The organism is Mesorhizobium sp. CA13 (genome assembly GCF_020165235.1).
Classification (GTDB): domain Bacteria; phylum Pseudomonadota; class Alphaproteobacteria; order Rhizobiales; family Rhizobiaceae; genus Mesorhizobium.
In genome coordinates this window covers 916,388-938,055 of record NZ_JAIUHS010000001.1, presented here as the reverse complement: position 1 = coordinate 938,055, position 21,668 = coordinate 916,388, and the positions used below count along the sequence as shown (strand labels likewise).

Annotated in this window: 18 protein-coding genes; 9 read left to right on the top strand and 9 right to left on the bottom strand. The window is 64.0% G+C overall.

What is annotated here, in order from left to right; translation table 11 throughout:
- Positions 1-77 precede the first annotated feature (77 nt).
- From LB566_RS04710 to LB566_RS04700, 3 genes are all read right to left on the bottom strand, one after another.
- Entirely contained in the window at positions 78-1,127 is a 1,050-nt protein-coding gene (locus LB566_RS04710) for an ABC transporter permease (RefSeq protein WP_224623472.1), read from the bottom strand.
- Positions 1,124-3,607: an ATP-binding cassette domain-containing protein gene (locus LB566_RS04705; RefSeq protein WP_224623470.1), complete on the bottom strand. Its 2,484-nt coding sequence runs from the start codon at positions 3,605-3,607 to the stop codon at positions 1,124-1,126. Before LB566_RS04705 ends, LB566_RS04710 begins: the two co-directional genes overlap by 4 nt.
- A 74-nt stretch (positions 3,608-3,681) precedes the next feature.
- Complete coding sequence (locus tag LB566_RS04700) at positions 3,682-4,704, bottom strand: ABC transporter substrate-binding protein (protein WP_140551161.1); 1,023 nt, start codon at positions 4,702-4,704, stop codon at positions 3,682-3,684.
- Positions 4,705-5,057: 353 nt separating this feature from the next.
- On the opposite strand from LB566_RS04700, the gene nanR reads away from it, so the two are divergent.
- From nanR to LB566_RS04680, 4 genes are all read left to right on the top strand, one after another.
- Entirely contained in the window at positions 5,058-5,771 is a 714-nt protein-coding gene (nanR, locus tag LB566_RS04695) for a transcriptional regulator NanR (protein ID WP_140551160.1), read from the top strand.
- 74 nt (positions 5,772-5,845) lie between these two features.
- Positions 5,846-7,138: a ribulose-bisphosphate carboxylase large subunit family protein gene (locus LB566_RS04690; RefSeq protein ID WP_224623466.1), complete on the top strand. Its 1,293-nt coding sequence runs from the start codon at positions 5,846-5,848 to the stop codon at positions 7,136-7,138.
- A 45-nt stretch (positions 7,139-7,183) separates the two neighbouring features.
- A complete protein-coding gene (locus LB566_RS04685) occupies positions 7,184-8,029 on the top strand; it encodes a phosphogluconate dehydrogenase C-terminal domain-containing protein (RefSeq protein WP_140551158.1) in 846 nt (281 codons plus the stop codon).
- A gap of 59 nt (positions 8,030-8,088) precedes the next feature.
- Entirely contained in the window at positions 8,089-8,889 is an 801-nt protein-coding gene (locus LB566_RS04680; RefSeq protein ID WP_224623464.1) for a sugar phosphate isomerase/epimerase family protein, read from the top strand.
- Between the two features lie 37 nt (positions 8,890-8,926).
- Here the strand turns inward: LB566_RS04680 and mtnA are convergent, their stop codons facing one another.
- Positions 8,927-10,021: an S-methyl-5-thioribose-1-phosphate isomerase gene (gene mtnA / locus LB566_RS04675; RefSeq protein WP_224623462.1), complete on the bottom strand. Its 1,095-nt coding sequence runs from the start codon at positions 10,019-10,021 to the stop codon at positions 8,927-8,929.
- Positions 10,018-11,289: an S-methyl-5-thioribose kinase gene (gene mtnK, locus LB566_RS04670; RefSeq protein ID WP_224623459.1), complete on the bottom strand. Its 1,272-nt coding sequence runs from the start codon at positions 11,287-11,289 to the stop codon at positions 10,018-10,020. The genes mtnA and mtnK overlap by 4 nt, the downstream gene beginning before the upstream one ends.
- 135 nt (positions 11,290-11,424) lie before the next feature.
- Between mtnK and LB566_RS04665 the strand changes: the two genes are divergently transcribed.
- The 3 genes from LB566_RS04665 to LB566_RS04655 all read left to right on the top strand — a co-directional run bounded on the left by LB566_RS04665 (position 11,425) and on the right by LB566_RS04655 (position 15,117).
- The gene (locus LB566_RS04665; protein WP_224623637.1) at positions 11,425-12,936 is read left to right on the top strand and encodes a sugar ABC transporter ATP-binding protein; all 1,512 of its coding nucleotides are present in this window, start codon (positions 11,425-11,427) and stop codon (positions 12,934-12,936) included.
- Positions 12,937-13,028: 92 nt separating this feature from the next.
- On the top strand, positions 13,029-14,024 hold the full coding sequence (locus tag LB566_RS04660) for an ABC transporter permease (RefSeq protein ID WP_140551153.1): 996 nt from the start codon (positions 13,029-13,031) through the stop codon (positions 14,022-14,024).
- A gap of 40 nt (positions 14,025-14,064) precedes the next feature.
- A complete protein-coding gene (locus LB566_RS04655; RefSeq protein WP_140520874.1) occupies positions 14,065-15,117 on the top strand; it encodes a substrate-binding domain-containing protein in 1,053 nt (350 codons plus the stop codon).
- Between the two features lie 155 nt (positions 15,118-15,272).
- Here LB566_RS04655 and LB566_RS30300 read toward each other — a convergent pair whose 3' ends face one another.
- From LB566_RS30300 to LB566_RS04635, 4 genes are all read right to left on the bottom strand, one after another.
- Complete coding sequence (locus LB566_RS30300; protein WP_263497970.1) at positions 15,273-15,383, bottom strand: type II toxin-antitoxin system YafQ family toxin; 111 nt, start codon at positions 15,381-15,383, stop codon at positions 15,273-15,275.
- Between the two features lie 49 nt (positions 15,384-15,432).
- Positions 15,433-15,690: a type II toxin-antitoxin system RelB/DinJ family antitoxin gene (locus tag LB566_RS04645; RefSeq protein WP_140551150.1), complete on the bottom strand. Its 258-nt coding sequence runs from the start codon at positions 15,688-15,690 to the stop codon at positions 15,433-15,435.
- Positions 15,691-15,747: 57 nt separating this feature from the next.
- A complete protein-coding gene (locus tag LB566_RS04640) occupies positions 15,748-17,802 on the bottom strand; it encodes a bifunctional aldolase/short-chain dehydrogenase (protein WP_224623456.1) in 2,055 nt (684 codons plus the stop codon).
- A gap of 79 nt (positions 17,803-17,881) precedes the next feature.
- Complete coding sequence (locus tag LB566_RS04635) at positions 17,882-18,847, bottom strand: sugar-binding transcriptional regulator (protein ID WP_224623454.1); 966 nt, start codon at positions 18,845-18,847, stop codon at positions 17,882-17,884.
- Between the two features lie 194 nt (positions 18,848-19,041).
- Here LB566_RS04635 and LB566_RS04630 point away from each other — a divergent pair, with 194 nt between their 5' ends.
- Both LB566_RS04630 and LB566_RS04625 read left to right on the top strand, forming a co-directional pair.
- Positions 19,042-20,682 carry an acyl-CoA synthetase gene (locus LB566_RS04630; protein WP_140551147.1) on the top strand — a complete coding sequence of 547 codons (1,641 nt, stop codon included), beginning with the start codon at positions 19,042-19,044 and terminating at the stop codon, positions 20,680-20,682.
- 369 nt (positions 20,683-21,051) lie between these two features.
- Positions 21,052-21,660 carry a TetR family transcriptional regulator gene (locus tag LB566_RS04625; RefSeq protein WP_140551146.1) on the top strand — a complete coding sequence of 203 codons (609 nt, stop codon included), beginning with the start codon at positions 21,052-21,054 and terminating at the stop codon, positions 21,658-21,660.
- Positions 21,661-21,668 lie beyond the last annotated feature (8 nt).

Genomic DNA, 21,668 nt, shown 5'->3' with positions numbered 1-21,668 from the left:
TGGTCTCGCCAATCGTCACCTTATATACTGGTATGATCACTCTACCATCTTGGCAAGAGAAATCATTCCCTGCTTTGTCACTGCGGCCTGATTGCCGCAGCGCCCGCTCCGGGTTTCGCCGTGCCGTCGCCGCCTGCGCTCTCGATGGCGGCGGGGTCGATGGCGGCGCGCCGCGACAGCACCTGCCGGCCGGCCAGCGCCAGCACGAAAATGACGACGATGCCCTGGACGATGTCCTGCGCGCCGGGCGGCAGGCCGATGATCTGCATGGTGGTGACGATGAGGATCAAAAGGATGCTGGCGAACAGCGTGCCGAGCGCCGTTGCGGAGCCGCCGAAGATCAGCGTCCCGCCCAGCACCACCGCAGCGATGGATTGCAGGAGATAGGGCTGGCCCATTTCAAGAAAGGCGCCGCCGATATAGGCGCCCAGCAGCAGCCCGTTGAGCGAGGCTAGCACCGAGGAGATGATGAACGCCGAGGCGATGACCCGGTTGTTGCGGATCGCTGCCAGCCGCGCCGCCGCGCGGTTCTGGCCGACTGCCGAGAGCAGTTGCCCGTAAACGGTATAGCGTAGCACGAACGACGTTGCGGCGACGCCCAGGATGGCGATGACTGCCATGATCGGCACGCCCGCGACGCGGCCCGTCGCCAGCGTCTTCAACAGCGGGCTGACGGCGAAGCCCGATATCGCGCGGTTCGACAGCAGCGTAGCGGTCGCCAGCACATAGCCCGTCGCCAGCGTGGCGATGATGGCCGGTATGTTCAGCCCGACGACGAGCAGCGCGTTGAGGGCGCCGACCGCAAGGCCGAGCAGGACTGCGGCGCCGATACCGACGGCGAGGTTGGCGTCCTGGCCCTTGATGGTCAGCAGCGCCACGAAGGCGCTGAGCGTGATCACCGAGGCCACGGAGAGGTCGATATTGCCGCGCCCGGTGGTGACGACGAACATCTGGCCGATGCCGACGACCGTGAGGAACGAGGCCGACAGAATGATGCCGGACAGGCTTGAGAGGCTGAAGCGGTTGGTGACGATGGACAGCACCAGCCAGAGCAGCAGCACCCCGATCGCGGACCAGATCCAGCGGTTTCTCTGCGCCCAAGGGCTGAAGGCGGCAAGCGCGTTCATTGTTCGCTCCTGCGGTCCGCGGTCAGGCTGCGCAAGGTCAGTAGGGCGATGAGGATCAGTCCCTGCGTGGCCGCATTGAAGTCGCTGCTCACGCTCAGCGTGCCGAGCAGGGCGCCGATCAACGCCAGCGTGACCGCGCCGGCGACGGCGCCGACCGGCGAGATGACGCCGCCCAGCAGCGAACAGCCGCCCATCACCACGGCGGCGACGCTGAGCAGCGTGAACGAATTACCGGAATTGATGTCGCTCGCCGTGTTGATCGCCGTCAGCGACAGGCCGGCGGCGGCGGCGAACAGCCCGGCGACGAGGTAGCGCACCAGCGCGTAGCGCGTCGGCGACCAGCCGGAACGGATCATCGCGGTCGGATTGTTGCCGAAACCGCGCAGCACCACGCCGAGGGGCAGCCGGTCGATCACGAACACCACGACTGCCACCGCGGCGATGAGGATGATCGAGGTTGGCACGAAGCCAAGCGACCAGTTGAACATCGCCGATAGCCATTCGGGGCTGGCGCCGCCCGGCGTCGGCTGCAGCGCATAGCCTATCCCGACCCAGATGAACGAGGCGCCCAGCGTCACGACGATGGCCGGGATCTTGCGCGCCTGGATCAGGCCGCCGAGCCCCGCATAGGCGGCGATCGCCGCCGCCAGCGCCAGCGCGCCGAGCCACGGCTGGTCGTAGAGCAGCGTGGCGCTGAGCACGCTGACGAGCCCCGCGAACGCGCCGACGCCGAGGTCGATCTCGCTGCCGCCGACGATGAACATCTGCGCCGCGGTCACCAGCACCAGCGACAGCGCCGGCATGAGCAAGAGGTCGAGCCCGAAAATGGAGGCGACCGCCGGATTGGCCGAGATCATCACGGCCAGTACGGCGGCGAGGCCGATGAAGGGGGCAGCGTTCACCAGCCGGCGGGCAAGCCCGGCGCCAGCAGCGCCGCTGCGCGCGACGCCGGCGGCTTTGTCCGCCTGCTGGACAAAGGACGCTCCAACGATGGCCGATTCCGTGATCGCCTCGCCAGCCAGTTCCTTGACGATGCGGCCGCCGGAAAATACCAGCACGCGATCGCAGGCCAGGAGTTCGGCATCTTCGGTCGTGTGCCAGACGAGCGTGCGCCCGCCTCGCGCAATGTCGTTGCAGAGGCGGTAGAAATCCTGCTTGGTGGCGATGTCGACGCCGCGCGTCGGGTCGTCGAGCAGGACGATCGGCGTGTCGGCGACCAGCGCCCGGGCGACCAGCGCCTTCTGCTGGTTGCCGCCGCTGAGCTCCAATATGTTGGATCCGAAGCGGGTTTCGTCGAGCCGCAGCCGGCCGGCGGCATCGGCCGCTGCCGCGCGGTTGGCGCGGTCCGACACCAAGCCCAGCGCCGGGCGGCGCGCCAGGGCGCCGATGCTGATGTTCCCAAGCACGCTCCACAAGGGGAACACGCCTTCCTTCTGGCGGTCGCCCGCGATGAAACCGGCTTCACCGTTTCTGACGACGGCCGCATCCGTTCCGGAACCGGGCTTGAAGATTGCGTGCAGCAACTCTTTCTGGCCGCTGCCCTCGAGGCCTGCCAGTCCGATGATCTCACCGCGGCCGATTTCCATGTCGCGGCCGAGTTCAGCCGTCAGGAACCCGGACAGTCGCACCAGCGCTTCGCGGCTGCCGGTGGCGGCGGTACCGTGCTGGTGGATCGAATTGGCGTCGCCTCCCATGAGCTGCACCAGCCTGCCGATCGACGTCTCGGCCACATCGCCGCGCCAGGCCGTGCGTCCATTGCGCAGCACGACCACCTGGGTGGCGATGTCGATGATTTCCTGAAGCTTGTGGCTGATGAAGATGAAGGCTAGGCCGGATTTGGCCCGCTCGCGGATGAAGCCCCGCAACTGTCTCGATCGATCGAGATCGAGCGAGGAGGTCGGCTCGTCAAGAATGATCAGCTTGACGCCGGGTGTCGCGGCGGCCCGTGCAATCTCGACCATTTGCCGTTCGGCGATGGAGAGGTGGCCGACTTCGGCATTCACATCGATGCCGTTTGCGGGAAAGACGGCGTCCAGCGCCGAGCGGGCGCGCGCCCTGTAGAGTGCCCGCCAGCCCGGCCGGTTGGCGGCATCCGCCGGAATTTCCAGGAAGAAGTTTTCGGCCACCGAGAGGTTGGCGCACAGCGACAATTCCTGGTGCACCATGCGGATGCCGCGGCGCTGTGCCTCCGCCGTGTCGTAGCCGGCGAAGCCGATATTCTGGCCGGCAAACGAAATCGAGCCCAGGGTCGGCCACATCGCCCCGCAGAGGATGCGCATCAGCGTCGATTTGCCGGCGCCGTTGCCGCCGACCAGCCCGATGATCTCGCCGGCGGAGACGGCGAGGTCGATCTCTATATTCGCCAGCGTCGGTCCGAAGCTCTTGGTGATCCCGGAAAGCGAAACAACGCTCTGCCGGGTCGGATCGGCGAGCACCGCGGCGGCTGCGCCTTCCGGGGCGGCTACGGCGAGATGGGACATTCGTCCTCCGTTTCTTCACGGGCAGGGACCGGGCGCGGCCGTTCCGCGGCGCCCGGTCCCTGGCGTTGCCAACCTTACTTGCTCAGCAGGTTCTGCTTGACCCAGTCGAGCGAATAGCTGGGGCTGATGATCTGGCCGCCCGGCAGCTTTGCGTATTCCTTGAGGTTGCCGGCATCGACGGTGGCCACCGGCATGATCATCACTTTGGGTGCCTTGGCGCCCTTCAGCAGCGACAGGCCGAGCCAGAACGCGGCGCCGCCAATGCCTGGTGTGGTGTTCATCGAGATCGTCTGGTAGCCGTTCTTGGCGTTCTCCTCGGCCCACCATTTGACGAAGTCGGTGCCGCCGCCGCCTTCGATGATCGGCATCTTGCCGGCATAGTCGCCGCCATACTGGACGAACGCCTGGGCGATGCCGACATCGTCGCTGCCGCCCTGTGCGAGCACGGCGTCGACATGCGGCAGCGAGGGCAGCACGTTGGCGATGGCCGCCTGCGCGACCGACGCGGTCGCCTGGCCGTAGACGGTGGCGACGACCTTGATGTCGGGATATTTGGCCAATACCGACTGTTGCGCGTTGAACATGTCGTTGTCGGGCGCCGAACCCTTGACGCCGCGCACCTGGATGACGTTGCCCTTGCCGCCGATCATCTTGAAAACGGCCTCGGCCTGGGCTGCCTTGTAGCCCTTGAAGTCGAAGTTGAGCTGGTAGTTGCAAGGCGCCGAAGCGACCGAATCGAACGAAACGACGATGATGCCGGCCTTGCAGGCTTTTTCGATGATCCCGTTGACCGCGGTTTCCGAGGCGGCGTCGACAGCGAGCACGTCGACCTTCTTGAGGATCAGTTCGGCGATCTGGCTGTTCTGCTGCGCCACCGAGCCGTCGCCGTTCATGACGATGTAGTCGGCGATCTGACCCGCCGCCTTGGCCTCCTTGGCCGAGGCTTCGAAAGCCTCCACCATCTGGTGCCGCCACGTGTTGCCGTAATAGGCGTTGGCGAGCGCGATCACCGGCGCATCCGGTGACGCCATTGCCGGCACAGCCGAGACGCTGACCAGCACGGCGCCGGCGAGCGCCGCCACGGTTGAAAACTTCATGATATTTCCTCCCAAAAACACCGGCCGATAGGATCGGCCTTGCCATTTCGTTAGCGTCCATTCGAAGACGCCATACCAGCTACATGTTATACCAGCATACCAAATAGGCAAGCGGGCACCGCAACCCAATCGCCGAAACCTCCTTTGGATTGTGGACGAGACGAAGCTCGGCCTGCCAGCTTCGTTCTTTCCTTGCCAAACGGAGGCGGCCTCCGCCGGCAAATGGTGATCATGCGAAAAGCCGGCGTAGACGGACGTTAGGTCATCATATATGTAATGTCAATCGATGGCGCGACCTTGTCTGCCGACACGACTCGGGATCGACTATGCCGCGAACAGCCAGGGAGGGACGGATGGAGCCGGTCCAGAAAAAGAAATTGTATGTGGAGGTGCTTGACCGGCTGATGGCGGCAATCTCGACGTCCGAATTCCCGCCCGGCTCTCAATTGCCGTCGGAGAAGGAATTGATGACGATGATCGGCGTCGGCCGGCCCTCTATCCGGGAAGCGATGCTGTCGCTCCAGCAGATGGGGCTTATCAGGATCTCGCACGGAGAACGCGCCCGCGTCATCAATCCGACGCCCGATGTCATCGTCGATCAGGTCTCCGCGGCCATGGTCATGATGCTGGCGACGAACTCTCGCGGACTCGAAGAACTCAAGGAAGTCAGGCTCTTGCTGGAAACCGGCCTGGTCCGGATAGCCACGCGGCGCGCCACGGCCAAGAGTCTGGAACGCCTCGCGGAGACCTTGCGTCATTTGCGCGAGGCAAAGGGCGACCAGGCCCGGTTCGTGGCGGCCGACATGGAGTTCCACGCCGTCATCGCCGAGATGAGCGGCAATTCGATGATAGCGGCGGTGGCGAAGGGAATGCTCGAATGGCTGTCCCGTTTCAAGCGGGATCTGGTGGCGATGAAAGGCGCCGAGCGGCTGACCGTCGAGGAGCACGAGCGGATCTACAAGGCGATTGCCAGTGGTGATGCGGAAGGCGCGAGCGCCGCGATGGCCGACCACATCGGCCGCGCAAACGAACTTTATTCCAAACTGGCCGGCGGCGGAGCCGGCTGAGCGGTCGGCGAATTTCTTTGCGTGGGAAAACTCATGTGATGACATGATATCTTTTTGGTGCTAACGGTCGCTCCATGAACCTCATTCCAGCCGGGAAGCCTGCATTGTCCGGTCGCCTCCGCGCTACCTATCTGATCGAAACCCGCTACCCGCTGGAGGTTGCCGCGGCTGCAATGGCGGGCGAACAATCAAGCGGGACGTTCCGTGCCATACCCGGGGAAACGCCGGAGCTGCTGCGCAGGTTCGGAGCCCGCGTCGAATTCATCAGCGATGTTGCCGAAGTCGACAGCGAGGCGTTGCCGTTCTCGCGCTCGCCAAAAAATGCGACCGTGAGGCCGCGCCGGGCCAAGGTGGGCCTTTCCTGGAACATCGAGAATACGGGGACAGTGCTGGCTTCGGTCTGGTCGACGGTTCTCGGCAATCTGTTCGAGCTGCATCATTTTTCGGCCATGCGTCTCCTCGACCTTACCTTTCCCGATGCCTTCGCGGATGCCTATCCAGGGCCCGCTTTCGCCGTTGAGGGAACGCGTCGCCTGACGAGCGTCGAAGGGCGTCCGCTGATCGGCACCATCGTCAAGCCGAGCGTTGGTCTTAGCCCGCAGGAGACGGCGGCCCTGGCCGACACGCTGATTGCCGCGGGCCTTGATTTCATCAAGGACGACGAATTGATGGGAGACCCTCCGCATTCGCCGTTCGAACACCGGTTCGAAGCGGTCATGGCGGTGATAGACAGGCACGCCGACAGGACCGGGCGCAAGGTCATGTATGCGGCCAACATTTCCGGTGACATCGACGCCATGCGTCGCCAGCTGGATCTGATCGAGCGCCGTGGCGGGACCTGCGCCATGCTGGTCCTGAATTCCGTCGGCCTGTCCGCCGTCATCGAGATGCGCCGCCACTCCGCCGTTGCGCTGCACGGCCATCGGGCCGGCTGGGGCCTCTTCAGCCGCTCTCCCGATCTCGGCATGAGCTATCTCGCCTATCAGAAATTCTGGCGCCTGGCGGGCATCGACCACATGCACGTCAACGGGCTGTCCAACAAGTTCTGCGAGCCGGACGAGTCGGTGATGGCGTCGGCCCATGGCTGTCTCACCCCGATGTTCGAACGGGCTGGCCGTCCCGATACCGTCATGCCGGTGTTTTCGTCTGGACAGAGCGCTGTGCAGGCAGCCGAGACCTATACGAGGCTCGGCTCGGACGATTTCATCTACTGCTGCGGCGGCGGGATCATGGCGCATCCAGGCGGGCCGGCCGCCGGCGTCCGAAGCCTGCATGATGCTTTCGAAGCCGCGGCGGCAGGCATTCCCGCACGCGACTACGCCGCCACGCATCCGGAGCTCGAAGCCGCGCTGCAAGCGTTCGGCTGAATCTGCGCCATCGGCGCGCCATCAAGGCAAATGGGAGAGAAGCAAATGACGACATCCGTGGCGGTGCTTGGGGCCGGAGGAAAGATGGGCTTCCGCGTGACACGCAAGCTGATCGAAGCGGGCTACGATGTCCGCGCCGTGGAGATCGGCGAGGCCGGCCGCAAGCGGCTGGGAGAAGCCGACATCGGCGCTGTCGCCATGGAGGAAGGCATTCCCGGCGCCAAGGTCGTGGTGATGGCTCTGCCGGACAATATCATCGGCCAGGTGGCGCGGCAGATCTCGCCGATGCTTGCCGCGGGCACCATGATCCTCATTCTGGATGCGGCAGCGCCCTATGCCGGCGACTTGCCCGCGGATCGGCCGGATCTCACCTATTTCGTCGGCCATCCCTGCCATCCGCCGCTGTTCGGCGACGAGACGGAATGGGCCGCGCGTCGCGATTACCATGGCGGCATCGCCAGGCAATCGATCGTGTGTGCCCTGATGCAAGGTCCGGAAGAGCACTATGCGCTTGGCGAGCAAGTGTGCAAGGCCATGTGGTCGCCGATCATCGACAGCCATCGCGTCACGGTCGAACAACTGGCGATCCTGGAGCCGGGCCTGTCCGAAATGGTGGCCATGCCCTTCGTCGACACCATGGTCGAGGCCGTCGAGGAGTGCGAGCGCAAATATGGCATTCCCAGACAGGCCGCGATGGACTTCCTGATAGGCCACCTGAACGTCGAGATCGCCATGTGGTTCGGCTTCTCTCCGAAAGTGCCATCCGATGCGGCGCTGCGCCTGATGCGGTTCGCCAAGGGGGTCGTCGTCCGGGACGACTGGCGCGAAGCGCTGTCTCCGGCCAAGGTCAAGGAAGCCTCGGAATTGATCGTCTACGGCAAGGGAGCCTGAGCCTGCCTTCGCCGCGCCGGACCGTCTCGGTATCGACCGCGCTCTTCGATGGCTATTCCATGGAATTGGCCCTCGAGGAGATTGCAGCGGCCGGCGCCCTCCATGTCGAGCCGGCCTTCATCCGTGGTTATGTCGATTTCGATGAAAGCATGTTTGCGGCTGCGCAGGCCGCGAAGCTGCGCCGGGCAGCGGAACATGCCGGGCTGGGGATCAATGCCGTATCGGCTCATCTCGACCTCTCCGGAGCCGATGCCGTCGACGCCTTGTCCCGCCGCATCGGCTTTGCCGCCGGTCTTGGTGCGTCCTTCCTGATCACCAATGCCGGCCCGGCGAGAAACAGCGCGGCGATCCGCAAAACGATCGACGCCCTCCTGCCGAAGCTGGAGGAAGCCGGCATCGTTCTGGCACTCGAGAACCCCGGGCACGGCCAAGGCGATCTGCTCGGCGGCGCCCGGCTGGGGGCAGGCTTCATCCGCGACATCGGCTCGCGACACGTGCGCCTGAACCACGATGCCGGAAATGTCTTTACCTACAGCAACGAAGCGATGCAGCCGGCGCGAGATATCGCTGATGCCATCGAGGCGATTGGGCATGCCCATCTCAAGGATGTCGCGAGCACCGGGGAGGGATGGGGGTTTTGCGCCATCGGCGACGGCTCGATCGGCTACGGACCGTACTGGGCAGCGCTTCCCGCGACGCTGCCGGTCAGCATCGAACTGCCATTGCGGCTGCAGCGCCCGCAGCGCCGCGATCCCCAGCGGCGAAGCACGCCGGTGGATATCGCCACCATTCGTCGCGCGCTGCGGCGTTCACTGGATTTCGTCAACTCGCTGGAGATCGCAAAGAGCAGCACTTTCTGAACCGCGAAAGGTGGTTCCTGGCCCTTGCGAGAGCCGACTATCCCCGCTCCGGGAACATTGCCTTCAGCCCGTCGCGCGAGGCCTTGGCGACGCCGCGCTCGGTGATCAGACCGGTGACCAGCCGCGCCGGCGTCACGTCGAAGGCGGGGTTTGCCGCGGGCGTCGCTTCCGGCGAGACGCGCACCTGGGCGATCTCGCCGCTCGCGGTCTTGCCCCACACCAGCGAAACCTCGTCGCCGGAACGTTCCTCGATCGGGATTTCGGCAAGTCCGTCGCCCACCGTCCAGTCGATGGTCGGCGAAGGCAGCGCAACGTAGAACGGCACGTCATTGTCGGAGGCGGCGAGCGCCTTCAGATAGGTGCCGATCTTGTTGCAGACGTCGCCGTCGGCCGTGGTGCGATCGGTGCCGACGATGACCATGTCGATTGCGCCGCGCTGCATCAGGTGGCCGCCGGCATTGTCGACGATCAGCGTGTGAGGCACGCCGTGGCCGGCCATCTCCCAGGCCGTCAACTGGGCGCCCTGGTTGCGCGGCCGCGTCTCGTCGACATAGACATGGACCGGAATGCCGGCCTCCGTTGCCAGGTAGATCGGCGCGGTGGCGGTGCCGTAATCGACGGTGGCCAGCCATCCGGCGTTGCAATGCGTCAGGATGTTGACGGCTTCGCCCGGCTTTTTGCGCGCAGCGATGTCCTTGATGATGGCGAGACCGTTCTCGCCGATGGCGCGGTTGAGCCCGACATCCTCGTCGGCGATCTCGCTGGCGCGCCGATAGGCGGCGGCAGCCCGTTGTTCCGTCGGCAGCGGCCGCAGGAACCGCCGCATCTCATCCAGAGCCCAGCGCAGATTGATCGCCGTCGGACGCGTCTCGTGGAGCGTCTCCCAGACGGCATCGAGCGCGGCATCCGACGAATCGTCCGCCATCTGCATGGCGACGCCATAGGCAGCGGTCACACCGATCAGCGGAGCGCCGCGCACCCACATGTCGCGGATGGCGGTGGCGACGCCGTTAACGGTATCGACCTTCACGATACGGAAGTCATGCGGCAGCCAGCGCTGGTCGATGATCTCCACCGAACGACCGTCGTCGCTCAGCCAGATGGTGCGATAGTGGCGCTCGCCGACGTTCAAATCCGGTTCTCCTGTTCGATCAGCGTGGCGAGGTTGTTGACCTCGTCGATGCTGTGGATATGGCGCCTGTTGACGGCGATGTGGCGGCCGAACTTCAGCGCCCTCGCTTCACATGTGGCGCGCAGGTCTTCGTCGGCAATGGTTTCGAAATCGGCATTGTGGGCGAGGCCGAGTATGCGCCGGTGCACCTCGATGCCGGCAAAGCCGAGGAGGTCGTCCCAGATCCGGTGCAGCACATGGTCGAGCGCCTGCTCGGCGCCCAGCCTGTCGCCCTGATCCTCGAACAGGCTCTTCTGGTAGAGCATGCCGTTGCGCTCCGTGCGCCACAGATGCGAGAACTCGGTGCGGAACACCGACCACGTCTGCGCTGTGACATCGAGCAGGTAGGCGCGCATGGCGTCGCGCTTGCCGTTCTGCTCATGGCCTCGCTGCGAAAAGAAGGCCATCCAGAAATTGGCGAGCAGCATGCCGACGTCGAAAGCCATCGGCCCGTAGAAGGCGAACTCCGGGTCGATCATCCTGGTCTCTGTATCGGTGACCATGATCGAGCCGGAATGCAGATCACCATGCAGCAATGTCTCGGCATTGGCGGCGAACAGATGTTTCAGGCGCTGCGCTTCCACCTTGAGGTCGCGGTCGGCGCGCAACTCGGCAACCAAGGCGTCGAGCTGCGGCGAGGTGTGGCGGTTCAGCTTGGCGTCGAAATAAGGATCGGAAAACACCAGGTTCTCGGTGATGTCGCACAGCTCGACATTGTCCGCAAACAGCGCCAGATCCGCCTTGCGATCCCTGGTCACCATCGAGAGATCGGAGCCACGAAACAGGGTGCGGGCCATGAACAGCCCGATATCCCTGGCGATGTTGGGCAATTGCCGGCCCTCGATCAGCGCCCGCCGCAAAATGATGTGCGGCGACAGATACTCCATGATGATCAGCGCCTGGGTCTCGTCGAAATGGTAGATGGCCGGCACCGAGCCCGGCGCGCGCGCCTCTTGCCGCGTCAGCGCGTGATATTCGAAGAAGGAACGCTTCAGCGGCAGTGGCCAGCTGTCGCCGACCAGCCGGACGTAGGGCAGGGCCTGCTTGACCACCGCCGCGCCCTGGTCGCCCTCGACGATGAAGACGAGATTCAGGTTGCCGTCGCCGACCTCGCGCACCTTCCAGCGGCTGGCGTCCTCGCCGATGCGCCGGGTGAGCGCCTCGTTAGTGCTGAGCCGCGTGGCGAGCGTCTCCACCGACAGTGGCTCGAACGGCGTCTTTCCGGTCATCCTCACCTCTCCTGCTCGTCCCTCAATAATAGCGGAGCCACGGCGGCGGGGCCAAGCTAGGTAGCGCTCTGGCAATTGTCAATCGTGTTGACAATTGCCGATGCAGCCCATAGCGTCACCGTCAGGGAGGAACGCATGGTCGGCAATGCCGTGTTCCGCGTAGAGGGACTGAGGAAATCCTTTGGCCGCAACGAGGTGCTTGGCGGCGTCTCGCTCGAACTCCATGCCGGCGAAGTGACCGTGCTGATGGGCGCCAACGGCGCCGGCAAATCCACCCTCGTCAAGATCGTCAGCGGCGTCTACGAACGCGATGGCGGCACCATGACCTTGGCCGGCCAGGATTTTGCGCCGGGAAGGCCGGCGGAAGCGATCCATGCGGGCGTCGTCACCGTTCACCAGAACATCAATGACGGTGTCGTCGCCGATCTTGACGTGGCCACGAACCTGACATTGGACAGGCTGAGCGGCAAAGGGGCACCGGTCCTGTTCAATCCGGTCCGTGTGCGTCGCGAGGCCAAGGCGGTTGCCGACCGCATGGACCTGGCGATCGACTTGAAGGCGCGCGTCAGCGATCTCTCGCTGGCCGATCGCCAGATGGTGGCGATTGCCCGCGCGCTGGCACATCAGCCGAAAGTGCTGATCCTCGACGAACCGACCTCGTCGCTGTCGAGCGCCGAAGCCGATCGGCTTTTTGCGCTGGTCGACAGGCTGCGCGCGCAAGGCGTGGCGATCCTCTACATCTCGCACCGGATGTCCGATATCAGGCGGCTTGCCGACCGCATTGTCTCGATGCGCGACGGCGCCGTGTCCGGCGTTTTCGACAAGAAGCCGCTCGACTACGAAGGCGCGGTCAATGCCATGCTCGGCCGCAAGATCCACCTCGACCAGATCGTCGCCAGGCATTCGGCCCGGGCGGTGCTAACCGTCGAGGGCCTGCGTATCGCCCAGGGCGCCAGGCCGATATCGCTGACGCTTGGCGACGGCGAGGTCGTCGCCGTCACCGGCCTGGTCGGCGTCGGCAAGACAGCGCTTGCCGAGACGCTGTTCGGCGTGCGCAAGCCTCTCGCCGGCACCATGACGATGAACGGCAAGCCCTACGCGCCGCGCTCGGCCGGCGACGCGATCGCCGCCGGCGTCTTCCTCGTCGCCAAGGATCGCGCCACCAGCGGCATCGTCGGCGGCTTCAACATCGAGCGCAATGTCAGCCTGCCGTTCCTGAGGCGGATGTCGAACCTGGGCGTGCTCAAGCGCCGCCTGGAACGCGCCACGGCGCGCCGGCAGATTCAGGAATTGGGCATCGTCTGCCGCTCCGAGAAGGACGAAATGTCGGCATTGTCCGGTGGCAACCAGCAGAAGGTGATGGTCGCCCGCTGGATGGCCCAGGATGCAAGCCTGTTCATTCTCGACGAGCCGTTTCAGGGCGTCGACATCTCGGCCAGGCGCGACATCGCCGCCAAGCTGAGGGCAAGCGCCAATGGCCGCGCGACGCTTTTGTTTGTCACCGAACTCGACGAGGCGCTGGAGACGGCCGACCGTATCCTGGTGATGTCGGAGCAGACCATCGTCGGCGAACACCGCAACGCAGACATCGATCTCGATCGCCTGCTGGCCGAGGTGGCCGGCGGGCTGCCGCACCGCGCGGCTTGACCTGCTGGAATTGAAGAACTGGCGACGACAATCGGAATGGAGAGCATGGGTTCGAGTTGGGTAAAAATGGCAGCAGCGCGTGGGAGCGCTGAATGACGCAGCGCAACCACGCCATCCGCTACGGTTTCATCGTCCTGTTGTTCGGGCTCGTCGCTTATTTCGCGATCGCCGCCGACGGTTTCGTTTCGCCGCAAAGTGCGGTCTTCATTTTCCAGTCGGTCGCCATCACGGGCGTGCTGGCGCTTGGCGTCACCGCCACGCTGGTCGTTGGCGGCTTCGACCTGTCGATCGGCTCGGTCGCCACGTCAGCCATGATGGCGGCGGCCTATGTGATGGTGGTGCTGGAGCAGAACGCCGTCGTCGCGGTCATCGTCTGCCTGCTGATCGGCGTTATCGTTGGCCTCATCAATGGTTGGTTGATCGTCTATATGCGCGTGCCGGACCTGCTGGCGACGCTCGGCATGATGTTCCTGCTGGTCGGCCTGCAGCGCATCCCGACCGAAGGCCGCTCGATCGCCACCGGCATGACCATGCCCGACGGCTCGGTCGCCAACGGCAAGTTCGGCGAGGCGTTCCTGGCGCTCGGCCGCCACCGCTTCGACTTCTTCATTCCCAATCTCGTTCCGGTCTCGGTCGTCGTCCTGGCGGTGCTTGCGGTGCTGATCTGGTTCTTCCTCGAATACACCCGCTTCGGCCGCATGATGTATGCCGTCGGCTCCAATGAGCGCGCCGCCGAGCTCGCCGGCGCGCCTGTCAAGGCATACAAAATCTGGGCCTATATCATTTCAGGAGTTTTTGCCTCGATCGGCGGTATTTTGCTTGCCGCGCGGCTTGGACGCGGCGACATCGCCTCGGGTAATAATCTTCTGCTCGACGCCGTCGCCGCGGCGCTCATCGGCTACGCGGTTCTCGGCGCCGCCAAGCCGAACGCGTTCGGCACGGCCGTCGGTGCGGTCTTTGTCGGCGTCCTGCTGCAGGGCCTGACGATGATGAATGCGCCGTACTACACGCAGGATTTCATCAAGGGCGCCGTTCTGGTCGTCGCCCTTGTCTTTACCTTCGCTCTTTCCGGCAGGGGCAGGACATAGATTTCGACCGGGTTGCATTTCAACAAGTGGAGGAAACGACGTGAACATCACAAGAAGACTTTTGGGCAAGGCAGCGCTCGGGCTCGCCGGCGCGGCGCTGCTGATGCAAGGGACGGCTCTGGCAGCCGACCGCCCGGCGCCGTTCGACAAGCCCGGCGTCAAGATCGCCCTGGTGCGCTATCTCTCGACCGGTGACTTCTTCCAGGCCTATCTGTCCGGCGTCGAGGCGCAAGCCAAGGCCCTCGGCGTCGACTTGCGCGTGCTCGACAGCCGCCAGGACGCCGCCCTCCAGGCCGACATGGTCGACCAGGCCATCGCGCTCGGCGTGCAAGGCATCATCATCCAGCACGGCCTGACGGAATCGATGAAGGACGCCGCCCAGCGCGCGGTCGACGCCGGCATCAAGGTGGTCGCTTTCGACGTCAATGTCGAAAACCCCAAGATCCCGCAGATCGAGCAGTCAGACCGCGACCTTGCGCGCCTCGCGCTCGAGCAGGCTGTCAAGGATAATGGCGAGAGCTGGAAGGCCGGCTATGTCTATGTCGCGGGCATCGCCCCGCTCGACCGCCGCAACGAAACCTGGGTCGACGTGAAGAAGAAATATTCGGGCATCAACGAAGTCGCCATGTTCGGCACGCTGGACAACCCGATCGCCAACTCGGTCGCCAACCAGGCGCGCTCGGTGCTGACCGCCCATCCCGACATCAAGGTGATGTTCGCTCCCTATGACGAGTTCGCCAAGGGCGTGAAGATCGCCGTCGACGAGGCAGGCCTGAACAAGGACATCAAGATCTATTCGGCCGACATCTCGACCTCGGACATCGCGGCGATGCGGGAGCCCGACAGCGCCTGGGCGGCAACCGCCGCCACCAACCCGGCCGTCGTGGGCCAGGTCTCGGTGCGTGCGCTGGCGCAGCTGCTCGCCGGCGAAGACCCCGGCCACAACGTCGTCGTGCCGCCGACGCTGATCACCCAGAAGGACCTTCTCGACAAGGACATCAAGAACATGGAGGATCTGTCGGCCAAGCTGCCGCAGTTCGCCCATGCCGATGTCGCGATGCCTGCCTGGATGCCGAACCCGAACGCGAAGTAGGTTCGGCACTTTCGGCGTGCAGAATTACATGTATTGAGAGCCGCCCGCAGCAGATCGCCGTGGGCGGCTATTCCGCAGAGTCACTCGTTGAACAGGTCGGAATGCGAACCGGTACGGGCAAGCTCCGGCTCGATATGCGCATCTCGAAAGCCTTTCTAGTCGCCTTTCAGAGGATGATCCTTGTACATCGCCGGCAGATCATGCCCGGCGATGAGCAGGCCTAGCAGATCACGCAATTTCCCAAGGTTCTTGCCACGCTTTTCCATACGCTTCACATCCGGCGAAATTGCCCGGAGCGAATGGGCTCTGGCATGCTTAGAGCCCCAAATCCTTGAACAACTCATCGGCCGAGGCGAAACGCTTTCCTTTGCCTTTCTCCAATTCGGCCATGGCCTTTTGAGTGGTAGCGTTCGGCACTTTTACCGGAAAGGGAAATTCCTTGTCGGCGGCGACGCGGACCAGCAACAGACGAATGGCATCAGAGACCGACAAGCCCATAGCTGCCAAAGCCTCCGTTGCCTGATCCTTCGTCGCGGCGTCGATCCGTGCGCGGACCACTGCATCTGTAGCCATATCGCGACTCCCTTCTGTTGAGCCACAATGTAGCTACAGTGTGCAGATCTTGCAAGCCTACCGCAGCGCCGCCGCGATGTTGCCGCCGTCGACCGTCGTCACGTCGGCGGTGGTCCGGTCGGCCAGCGCATGATGCAGGAAGGCCTGCGCCACGTCCTGCGCCGTCACCTCCTGGCCGAGCAGATTGCCGGACATGTATTCCTTCTCCGAGACACCGCGCGCGCCCGAACGGCTGGCGATCATGGCGTCGGTCAAGAGGCCGGAGCGGATGCGGTCGGCATTGACCGCGTTGGAGCGGATGCCATGCGCGCCGTAATCAAGCGCGTATTGCCGGGACAGGAACAGCGTCGCCGCCTTTGGCACGCCATAGGCGCCGAATTTCGGCCCCGGATTGACCGCCTGCTTGGAGGTGTTGAACAAAAGCGCGCCGCCGGTGCCTTGTTCGAGCATGATGCGCACCGCGTTCTGCGCCACAGACTGGTGGGCGAAGAAATTGAGTTCGAAGCTCTTGCGCAGCAGCGCGTCGTCAAGTTCGCCGATCCGGCCTTCCCAGGCGGCACCGGCATTGGACACCACTATGTCGACGCCGCCATACACGGCAACGGCCCTGTCGAAGGCTGCACGCACTTGGCGCGGATCGGTGATATCGGCGGCGACGCCGATCGAATCGTTGCCCGCTTTCTTGGCCGCATCAGCGGCTTTTTCGCCATCGAGATCGACGACCACCGCATGGGCGCCATTGTCGGCGAATAGTTTTGCGGTCGCCGCGCCGATGGCGCCTGCGCCGCCGGTGATCAGCACCACCTGGCCGGTCAGCGGCTTCGGCTTGTTGGAGGCGAGCTTGGCCTGTTCCAGCGACCAGTATTCGAGCGGGAACAGGTCGGCCTTCGAAAGCGGATGGAAACGGCCGACCGCCTCGGCGCCGCGCACGGCCTCGATCCACATCTCGCCGACGTCGGAGGCGATCCTGGCGTCCTTTAGCGTCCGGCCATGGCCGAACATGCCGAGCCCCGGCACCAGCGTCAGTCGTGGCATCGGGTCGAGCATGGTGCGCTTGACGTCGTCGAGCGCGTCATTGGTCTCGAAATAGGCGCGGTATTCCTTGGCGAAGGCGTCGACATGGCTCTTGATGACGGCCTTGTAGTCGCCGGTCTTGTCCGCGTCGGGCGCCGGTACCGCCATCGGCCCGGTCTTGATGCGGATCGACAGGTCCGGCGTCGACACGCCGCGTGCGGCATAGTCGGCGATCTCGGCCGAGTTGATGAAATCGACGATCGCGTCCGAGGTGCGGAAATCGCTGATCATGCGGTCGAAGCGGCCTTCGCCGCGCGCCACCGCCACGGCGCCGCGCAGCATCGGCGCGACGGAAGCCGGCGACGCAAGCTTTGCCGGCAGTGCGGCCTTTGCCGCCTTCGGCTTGGCGTGGCCGGCAATATACGTCTCAGCGACATTCACATAGTGGATCATCCGATCGTAGGCCTGCCTGGCGTCGTCGCCGAAGGTGAAGATGCCGTGCTTGTCGAGGATCAGTCCTTCCACATCAGGGTCGGCATCAAAGACGTCGGCCGCCGCCTTGGCGAGGTCGAAGCCCGGCATGATGTAGGGCACGTAGCCCATCTTGGTCCCGAACACCGTCTTCACCAGTGGTTTGCTGTCTTCCTGGTCGACGATCGCCAGTATGGCGGTCGAGTGCGTGTGGTCGACGAACTTGTGCGGCAGGAAGGCATGCAGCAATGTCTCGACCGAAGGATTGGGCGAGGACGGATCGATGAGGTTCGCCCGCTGCAACGCGACCATGTCCTCATCGGCGAGCTTGTCCAGCGCGCGCGCCTTGAGGAGCGCGCCCATCTTCACCGCCGGCAGGCCCTGCGGCTCGATGACGGCCATGTCCCAGCCGCTGCCCTTGACGCACAGCACGTCCCATTCGTCGCCGACGAGGTCGGTCGCCTTGATCTTGCAGGAGGTGTTGCCGCCGCCATGCAGCACCAGCCGCGGTTCACCGCCCAGCAGGCGCGTCGTGTAGACGCGTAGCGCGAGGTCGCGTCCGACGCCTTTCTTTGCATAGTCGGCAACCATCTTCTCCGCATCGCCGTCATTCCACAGGTTTTTCATTAGCTTCGTCCGGTTGCTGTCATAGTGGTGAAACAGGAATGCCGCGACGCCTTGATGACGGCCGCGGCAGGAATGGTCTCTAGGCTACCTTTTTGCCCGGCGCTCCGGCATGATCCAGAAGCCGCTGCGCCATGTCGGCGCCGACCACCAGATGCGTGCAAAGGCCGCCGGCGATCGCCGCGAGCAGGGGTTCGAACTTGCTGTCCTCCTGCACCACCATCAGCCGCTTCTGAATGGCGCGCAGCGAGGAAAGCTCCGCCGAGATCACCCGGCGGTTGTAGCCGCAGTCGAGCACCTTGCCCTCGTCATCGATGATCTGCCCGGCAATGACGCCGGCCGCGCCCGCCTTGCGCAGGTCGGCCATTTCGTCTGATGTCAGCGCGCCGCATTTGACCAGATGGCTGTCGGCATCGACGGCGCCGACCGAATACAGCGCCAGATCGCATTCGTGGATGCTCGACAGCTGTTCGAGGATGACCGGCTCGGCCCGCAGACCGCGTGCCAGTTCTTCGGTGGTCAACACGAGCGGCGCGTAGAAATTGATGCCCTTGGCGTTGAGCCGCCGCGCGATCTCCATCGTGCACTGGTCGGGACGATAGGAATAGGGCGCGCCGAGATTGCCGCAGAGCTGCACCACGGTGACATCCTGGAGATCGGCGTAGGACATGATGTCGGCGATCATGTAGACGGTGCGCCCCCAGGCGACGCCGATGCGGTCGCCCTTTTTCACCAATTCAAGAAAGACGCTCGCCGCCAGCACCGCGATATCGGTGGCGGGATCGGCGATATGGCCGTTCTCCGGTGCGATCCAGACCGCGTCGAGACCGAGCGCATCCTCGAGCTTGCGCGCCATGACGTCGTCGGTGAAAAGCTGGGTCGAGGTCGAGATGTTGACGATACCGGTCTCGCGCGCCTTGCGCAGATACATGGCCACCGAGGCGCGGGAAATGTTAAGCTGGCTCGCCACCTGGTCCTGACGCAGGCCATGCGCATAATAGAGCCAGGCGGCCTTGTGGATAAGTTGTTCTGCCGGTCGGATCGCCATGCCGTCTCCTCGGCTGACATTAGTCACGGCTCTCGACAAAAGTCAAACCGCAGGGAGGTACGTGATGCCTTTACGCGCGCCAAATCTAGATCATCATTGCGCCAAACGTGCCCTGTCGTGGCATCGTTGCTGGTGACGCGGCCCGAGCCTGTGATTAGAACTTGTCGGCAAAAGGACATTCGGGGGAGGACAGGATGGGCAATCCTTACGAACAGGATCTCGACAGGAACGCTGCCAACCATCAGCCGCTGACGCCGCTCACCTATCTGGAGCGGGCAGCCAAGACCTATCCCGATCATGTCGCCATCATCCATGGCCGGCAGCGCGTGACATATCGCGATTTCTGGCACCGTTCGCTGCAGCTCGCCTCGGCGCTTGCCAGGCGCGGCATCGGCAAGGGCGACACGGTGACGGTGATGCTGTCGAACACGCCGCCGATGCTGGAGGCGCATTTCGGCGTGCCAATGACCAAGGCGGTGCTGCATTCGCTCAACACCCGCCTCGACGCCGCCGTGATCGCTTTCCAGCTCGACCATGCCGGGACCAGGGTGCTCATCGTCGATCGAGAATTCTCCGCAGTGGTTCGGCAAGCGCTCGATCTGGCCAAGGTGAAGCCCCTGGTCATCGACTATGACGATCCCGACTACGCCGCGGACGCTCCCTATCCGAAGGGCGGTCGCATCGGCACTCTTGACTACGAGGCCTTCGTCGCCGAGGGCGAGGAGAATTTCGCCTGGTCGATGCCAGACGACGAGTGGGACGCCATTTCGCTCAACTACACCTCGGGCACGACAGGCAATCCGAAAGGCGTTGTCTACCATCATCGGGGTGCTGCGCTGATGGCCTACGCCAACACCGTCCATGCCGGCATGGCCAAGCACGCGGTCTATCTGTGGACGCTGCCGATGTTCCACTGCAATGGCTGGTGCTTTCCGTGGACCTTGGCCGTCCAGGCCGGCACCCATGTCTGTCTGCGCTGGGTTCGGCCGAAGCAGATCTACGACGCCATCGCCGACCACGGCGTCACCCATCTGTGCGGCGCGCCGATCGTCATGTCGGTGCTGATCAACGCCAGGGATGAGGACAAGCGCCAGTTCCCGCAAGCCGTCACCTTCAACACGGCCGCCGCGCCGCCGCCGGAAGCGGTGCTCACCGGCATGGCCGATGCCGGCTTCGCCGTCACGCATCTCTATGGTCTGACCGAGACCTACGGCCCGGCAGTGGTCAACGAATGGCACAATGAGTGGGATCATCTGGAGAAGGGGCAGAGAGCCACGAGGAAGGCCAGGCAAGGCGTGCGCTACGCCGCGCTCGAAGGCCTCACGGTGATGGATCCCGAAACGATGACGCAGACGCCCGCCGACGGCAAGACCATCGGCGAGGTCATGTTCCGCGGCAACATCGTCATGAAAGGCTATCTCAGGAACCGCAAGGCGACCGACGAGGCGTTCGCCGGCGGCTGGTTCCACTCCGGCGATCTCGGCGTCATGCATCCGGATGGATATATCCAGCTCAAGGACCGCTCCAAGGACATCATCATTTCGGGCGGCGAGAACATTTCCTCGATCGAGGTCGAGGACGCGCTCTACAAGCACCCGTCCGTTGCGTCTTGCGGCGTGGTGGCGCGGGCGGACGAGAAATGGGGCGAAGTGCCGGTCGCCTATGTTGAGCTGAAGCCCGGCAAGACAGCGACCGAGGCCGAGATCATCGAGCATTGCCGGGCGCTGCTTGCCCGCTTCAAACTGCCGAAAGCGGTGGTGTTCGCCGAGATCCCGAAGACCTCGACTGGGAAGATCCAGAAATTCCGGCTCAGGGAGATGGCGAAGGAGGCGTAGGCCGCATGGCCGCCCTTGCGATGACCTCGACAATTTGCGGCGGGCCTTGTGACTTCGTCATCCCAGCGAAGCAAGGAGCAAGCGACGCGGCGCAGACCCCTAGGATCCATGCCCTGACGTCGGTCAAAAAATGAGGTGGATCAGGAGCTTGCTGTAGCCCACAGCAGCCATCCTCGACTGCCGGAGTTCGGCCGCAATGTCACGGGAATCCAGGGTTTCCGAGACGTCGCTTCGCGAGGCGAGGCACCCCTCACTGTCACCATCTGTCACCATTTTGTACGCGTACGCCGAATCCGTGTTGACATCTCGTTCCTTTCGATTTACGAGTGACGAAAATCAAAATTCATCACTAGTAAATCGAAAGAGGCTATGTCCGAAACCGCCAACATCGTCGCCGATGCCGCCCGCCAAGAGAATGTGACGCGCATTCTCGATTGCGCCGAGCGCCTGTTCCGGCACTATGGCTACGGCAAGACCAATGTCGCCGACATTGCCCGCGAACTCGGCATGTCGCCAGCCAACATCTATCGCTTCTTTGCGTCCAAGGTCGAAATCCACCAGGCGGTCTGCGGCCGGATGCTCGGGGCCAGCTACAGGATGGCCTACGAGATCATGCATTTGCCGATCAGCGCCGAGGAACGGCTGCGGCGCTATGTGCACGCACAGTACAAGATGACCATGGAGGTCATGCTCGACGACCAGAAGGTCCATGAGATGGTCATCGTCGCCCTCGAGCGCGATTGGGGCGTCATCGACAAGCATGTCGACAGTATCCACGATCTTTTTGCCGAGGTGATCCGCGAGGGCATCGCGGCCGGCGAATTCAGGGAGCAGGATCCGGTGATTGCGTCGCGCTGCTTCGGCGCCGCCACGGTCATTTTGTGCCACCCGCAGATGGTGGCCCAGTGTCTTGCCAAGACCAACCGGGCAATGCCCGACGACCTCATCGACTATGCGATCAAGGCCTTGAAGAAATAGCCGCCGCC

What these genes read in the sequence shown, in the direction of transcription:
- LB566_RS04710 (WP_224623472.1), bottom strand. Translation starts at nt 1,127, where the DNA reads ATGAACGCGCTTGCCGCCTTCAGCCCTTGGGCGCAGAGAAACCGCTGG.
- LB566_RS04705 (WP_224623470.1), bottom strand. Translation starts at nt 3,607, where the DNA reads ATGTCCCATCTCGCCGTAGCCGCCCCGGAAGGCGCAGCCGCCGCGGTG.
- LB566_RS04700 (WP_140551161.1), bottom strand. Translation starts at nt 4,704, where the DNA reads ATGAAGTTTTCAACCGTGGCGGCGCTCGCCGGCGCCGTGCTGGTCAGC.
- nanR (WP_140551160.1), top strand. Translation starts at nt 5,058, where the DNA reads ATGGAGCCGGTCCAGAAAAAGAAATTGTATGTGGAGGTGCTTGACCGG.
- LB566_RS04690 (WP_224623466.1), top strand. Translation starts at nt 5,846, where the DNA reads ATGAACCTCATTCCAGCCGGGAAGCCTGCATTGTCCGGTCGCCTCCGC.
- LB566_RS04685 (WP_140551158.1), top strand. Translation starts at nt 7,184, where the DNA reads ATGACGACATCCGTGGCGGTGCTTGGGGCCGGAGGAAAGATGGGCTTC.
- LB566_RS04680 (WP_224623464.1), top strand. Translation starts at nt 8,089, where the DNA reads ATGGAATTGGCCCTCGAGGAGATTGCAGCGGCCGGCGCCCTCCATGTC.
- mtnK (WP_224623459.1), bottom strand. Translation starts at nt 11,289, where the DNA reads ATGACCGGAAAGACGCCGTTCGAGCCACTGTCGGTGGAGACGCTCGCC.
- LB566_RS04665 (WP_224623637.1), top strand. Translation starts at nt 11,425, where the DNA reads ATGGTCGGCAATGCCGTGTTCCGCGTAGAGGGACTGAGGAAATCCTTT.
- LB566_RS04660 (WP_140551153.1), top strand. Translation starts at nt 13,029, where the DNA reads ATGACGCAGCGCAACCACGCCATCCGCTACGGTTTCATCGTCCTGTTG.
- LB566_RS30300 (WP_263497970.1), bottom strand. Translation starts at nt 15,383, where the DNA reads ATGGAAAAGCGTGGCAAGAACCTTGGGAAATTGCGTGATCTGCTAGGC.
- LB566_RS04645 (WP_140551150.1), bottom strand. Translation starts at nt 15,690, where the DNA reads ATGGCTACAGATGCAGTGGTCCGCGCACGGATCGACGCCGCGACGAAG.
- LB566_RS04640 (WP_224623456.1), bottom strand. Translation starts at nt 17,802, where the DNA reads ATGAAAAACCTGTGGAATGACGGCGATGCGGAGAAGATGGTTGCCGAC.
- LB566_RS04635 (WP_224623454.1), bottom strand. Translation starts at nt 18,847, where the DNA reads ATGGCGATCCGACCGGCAGAACAACTTATCCACAAGGCCGCCTGGCTC.
- LB566_RS04630 (WP_140551147.1), top strand. Translation starts at nt 19,042, where the DNA reads ATGGGCAATCCTTACGAACAGGATCTCGACAGGAACGCTGCCAACCAT.
- LB566_RS04625 (WP_140551146.1), top strand. Translation starts at nt 21,052, where the DNA reads ATGTCCGAAACCGCCAACATCGTCGCCGATGCCGCCCGCCAAGAGAAT.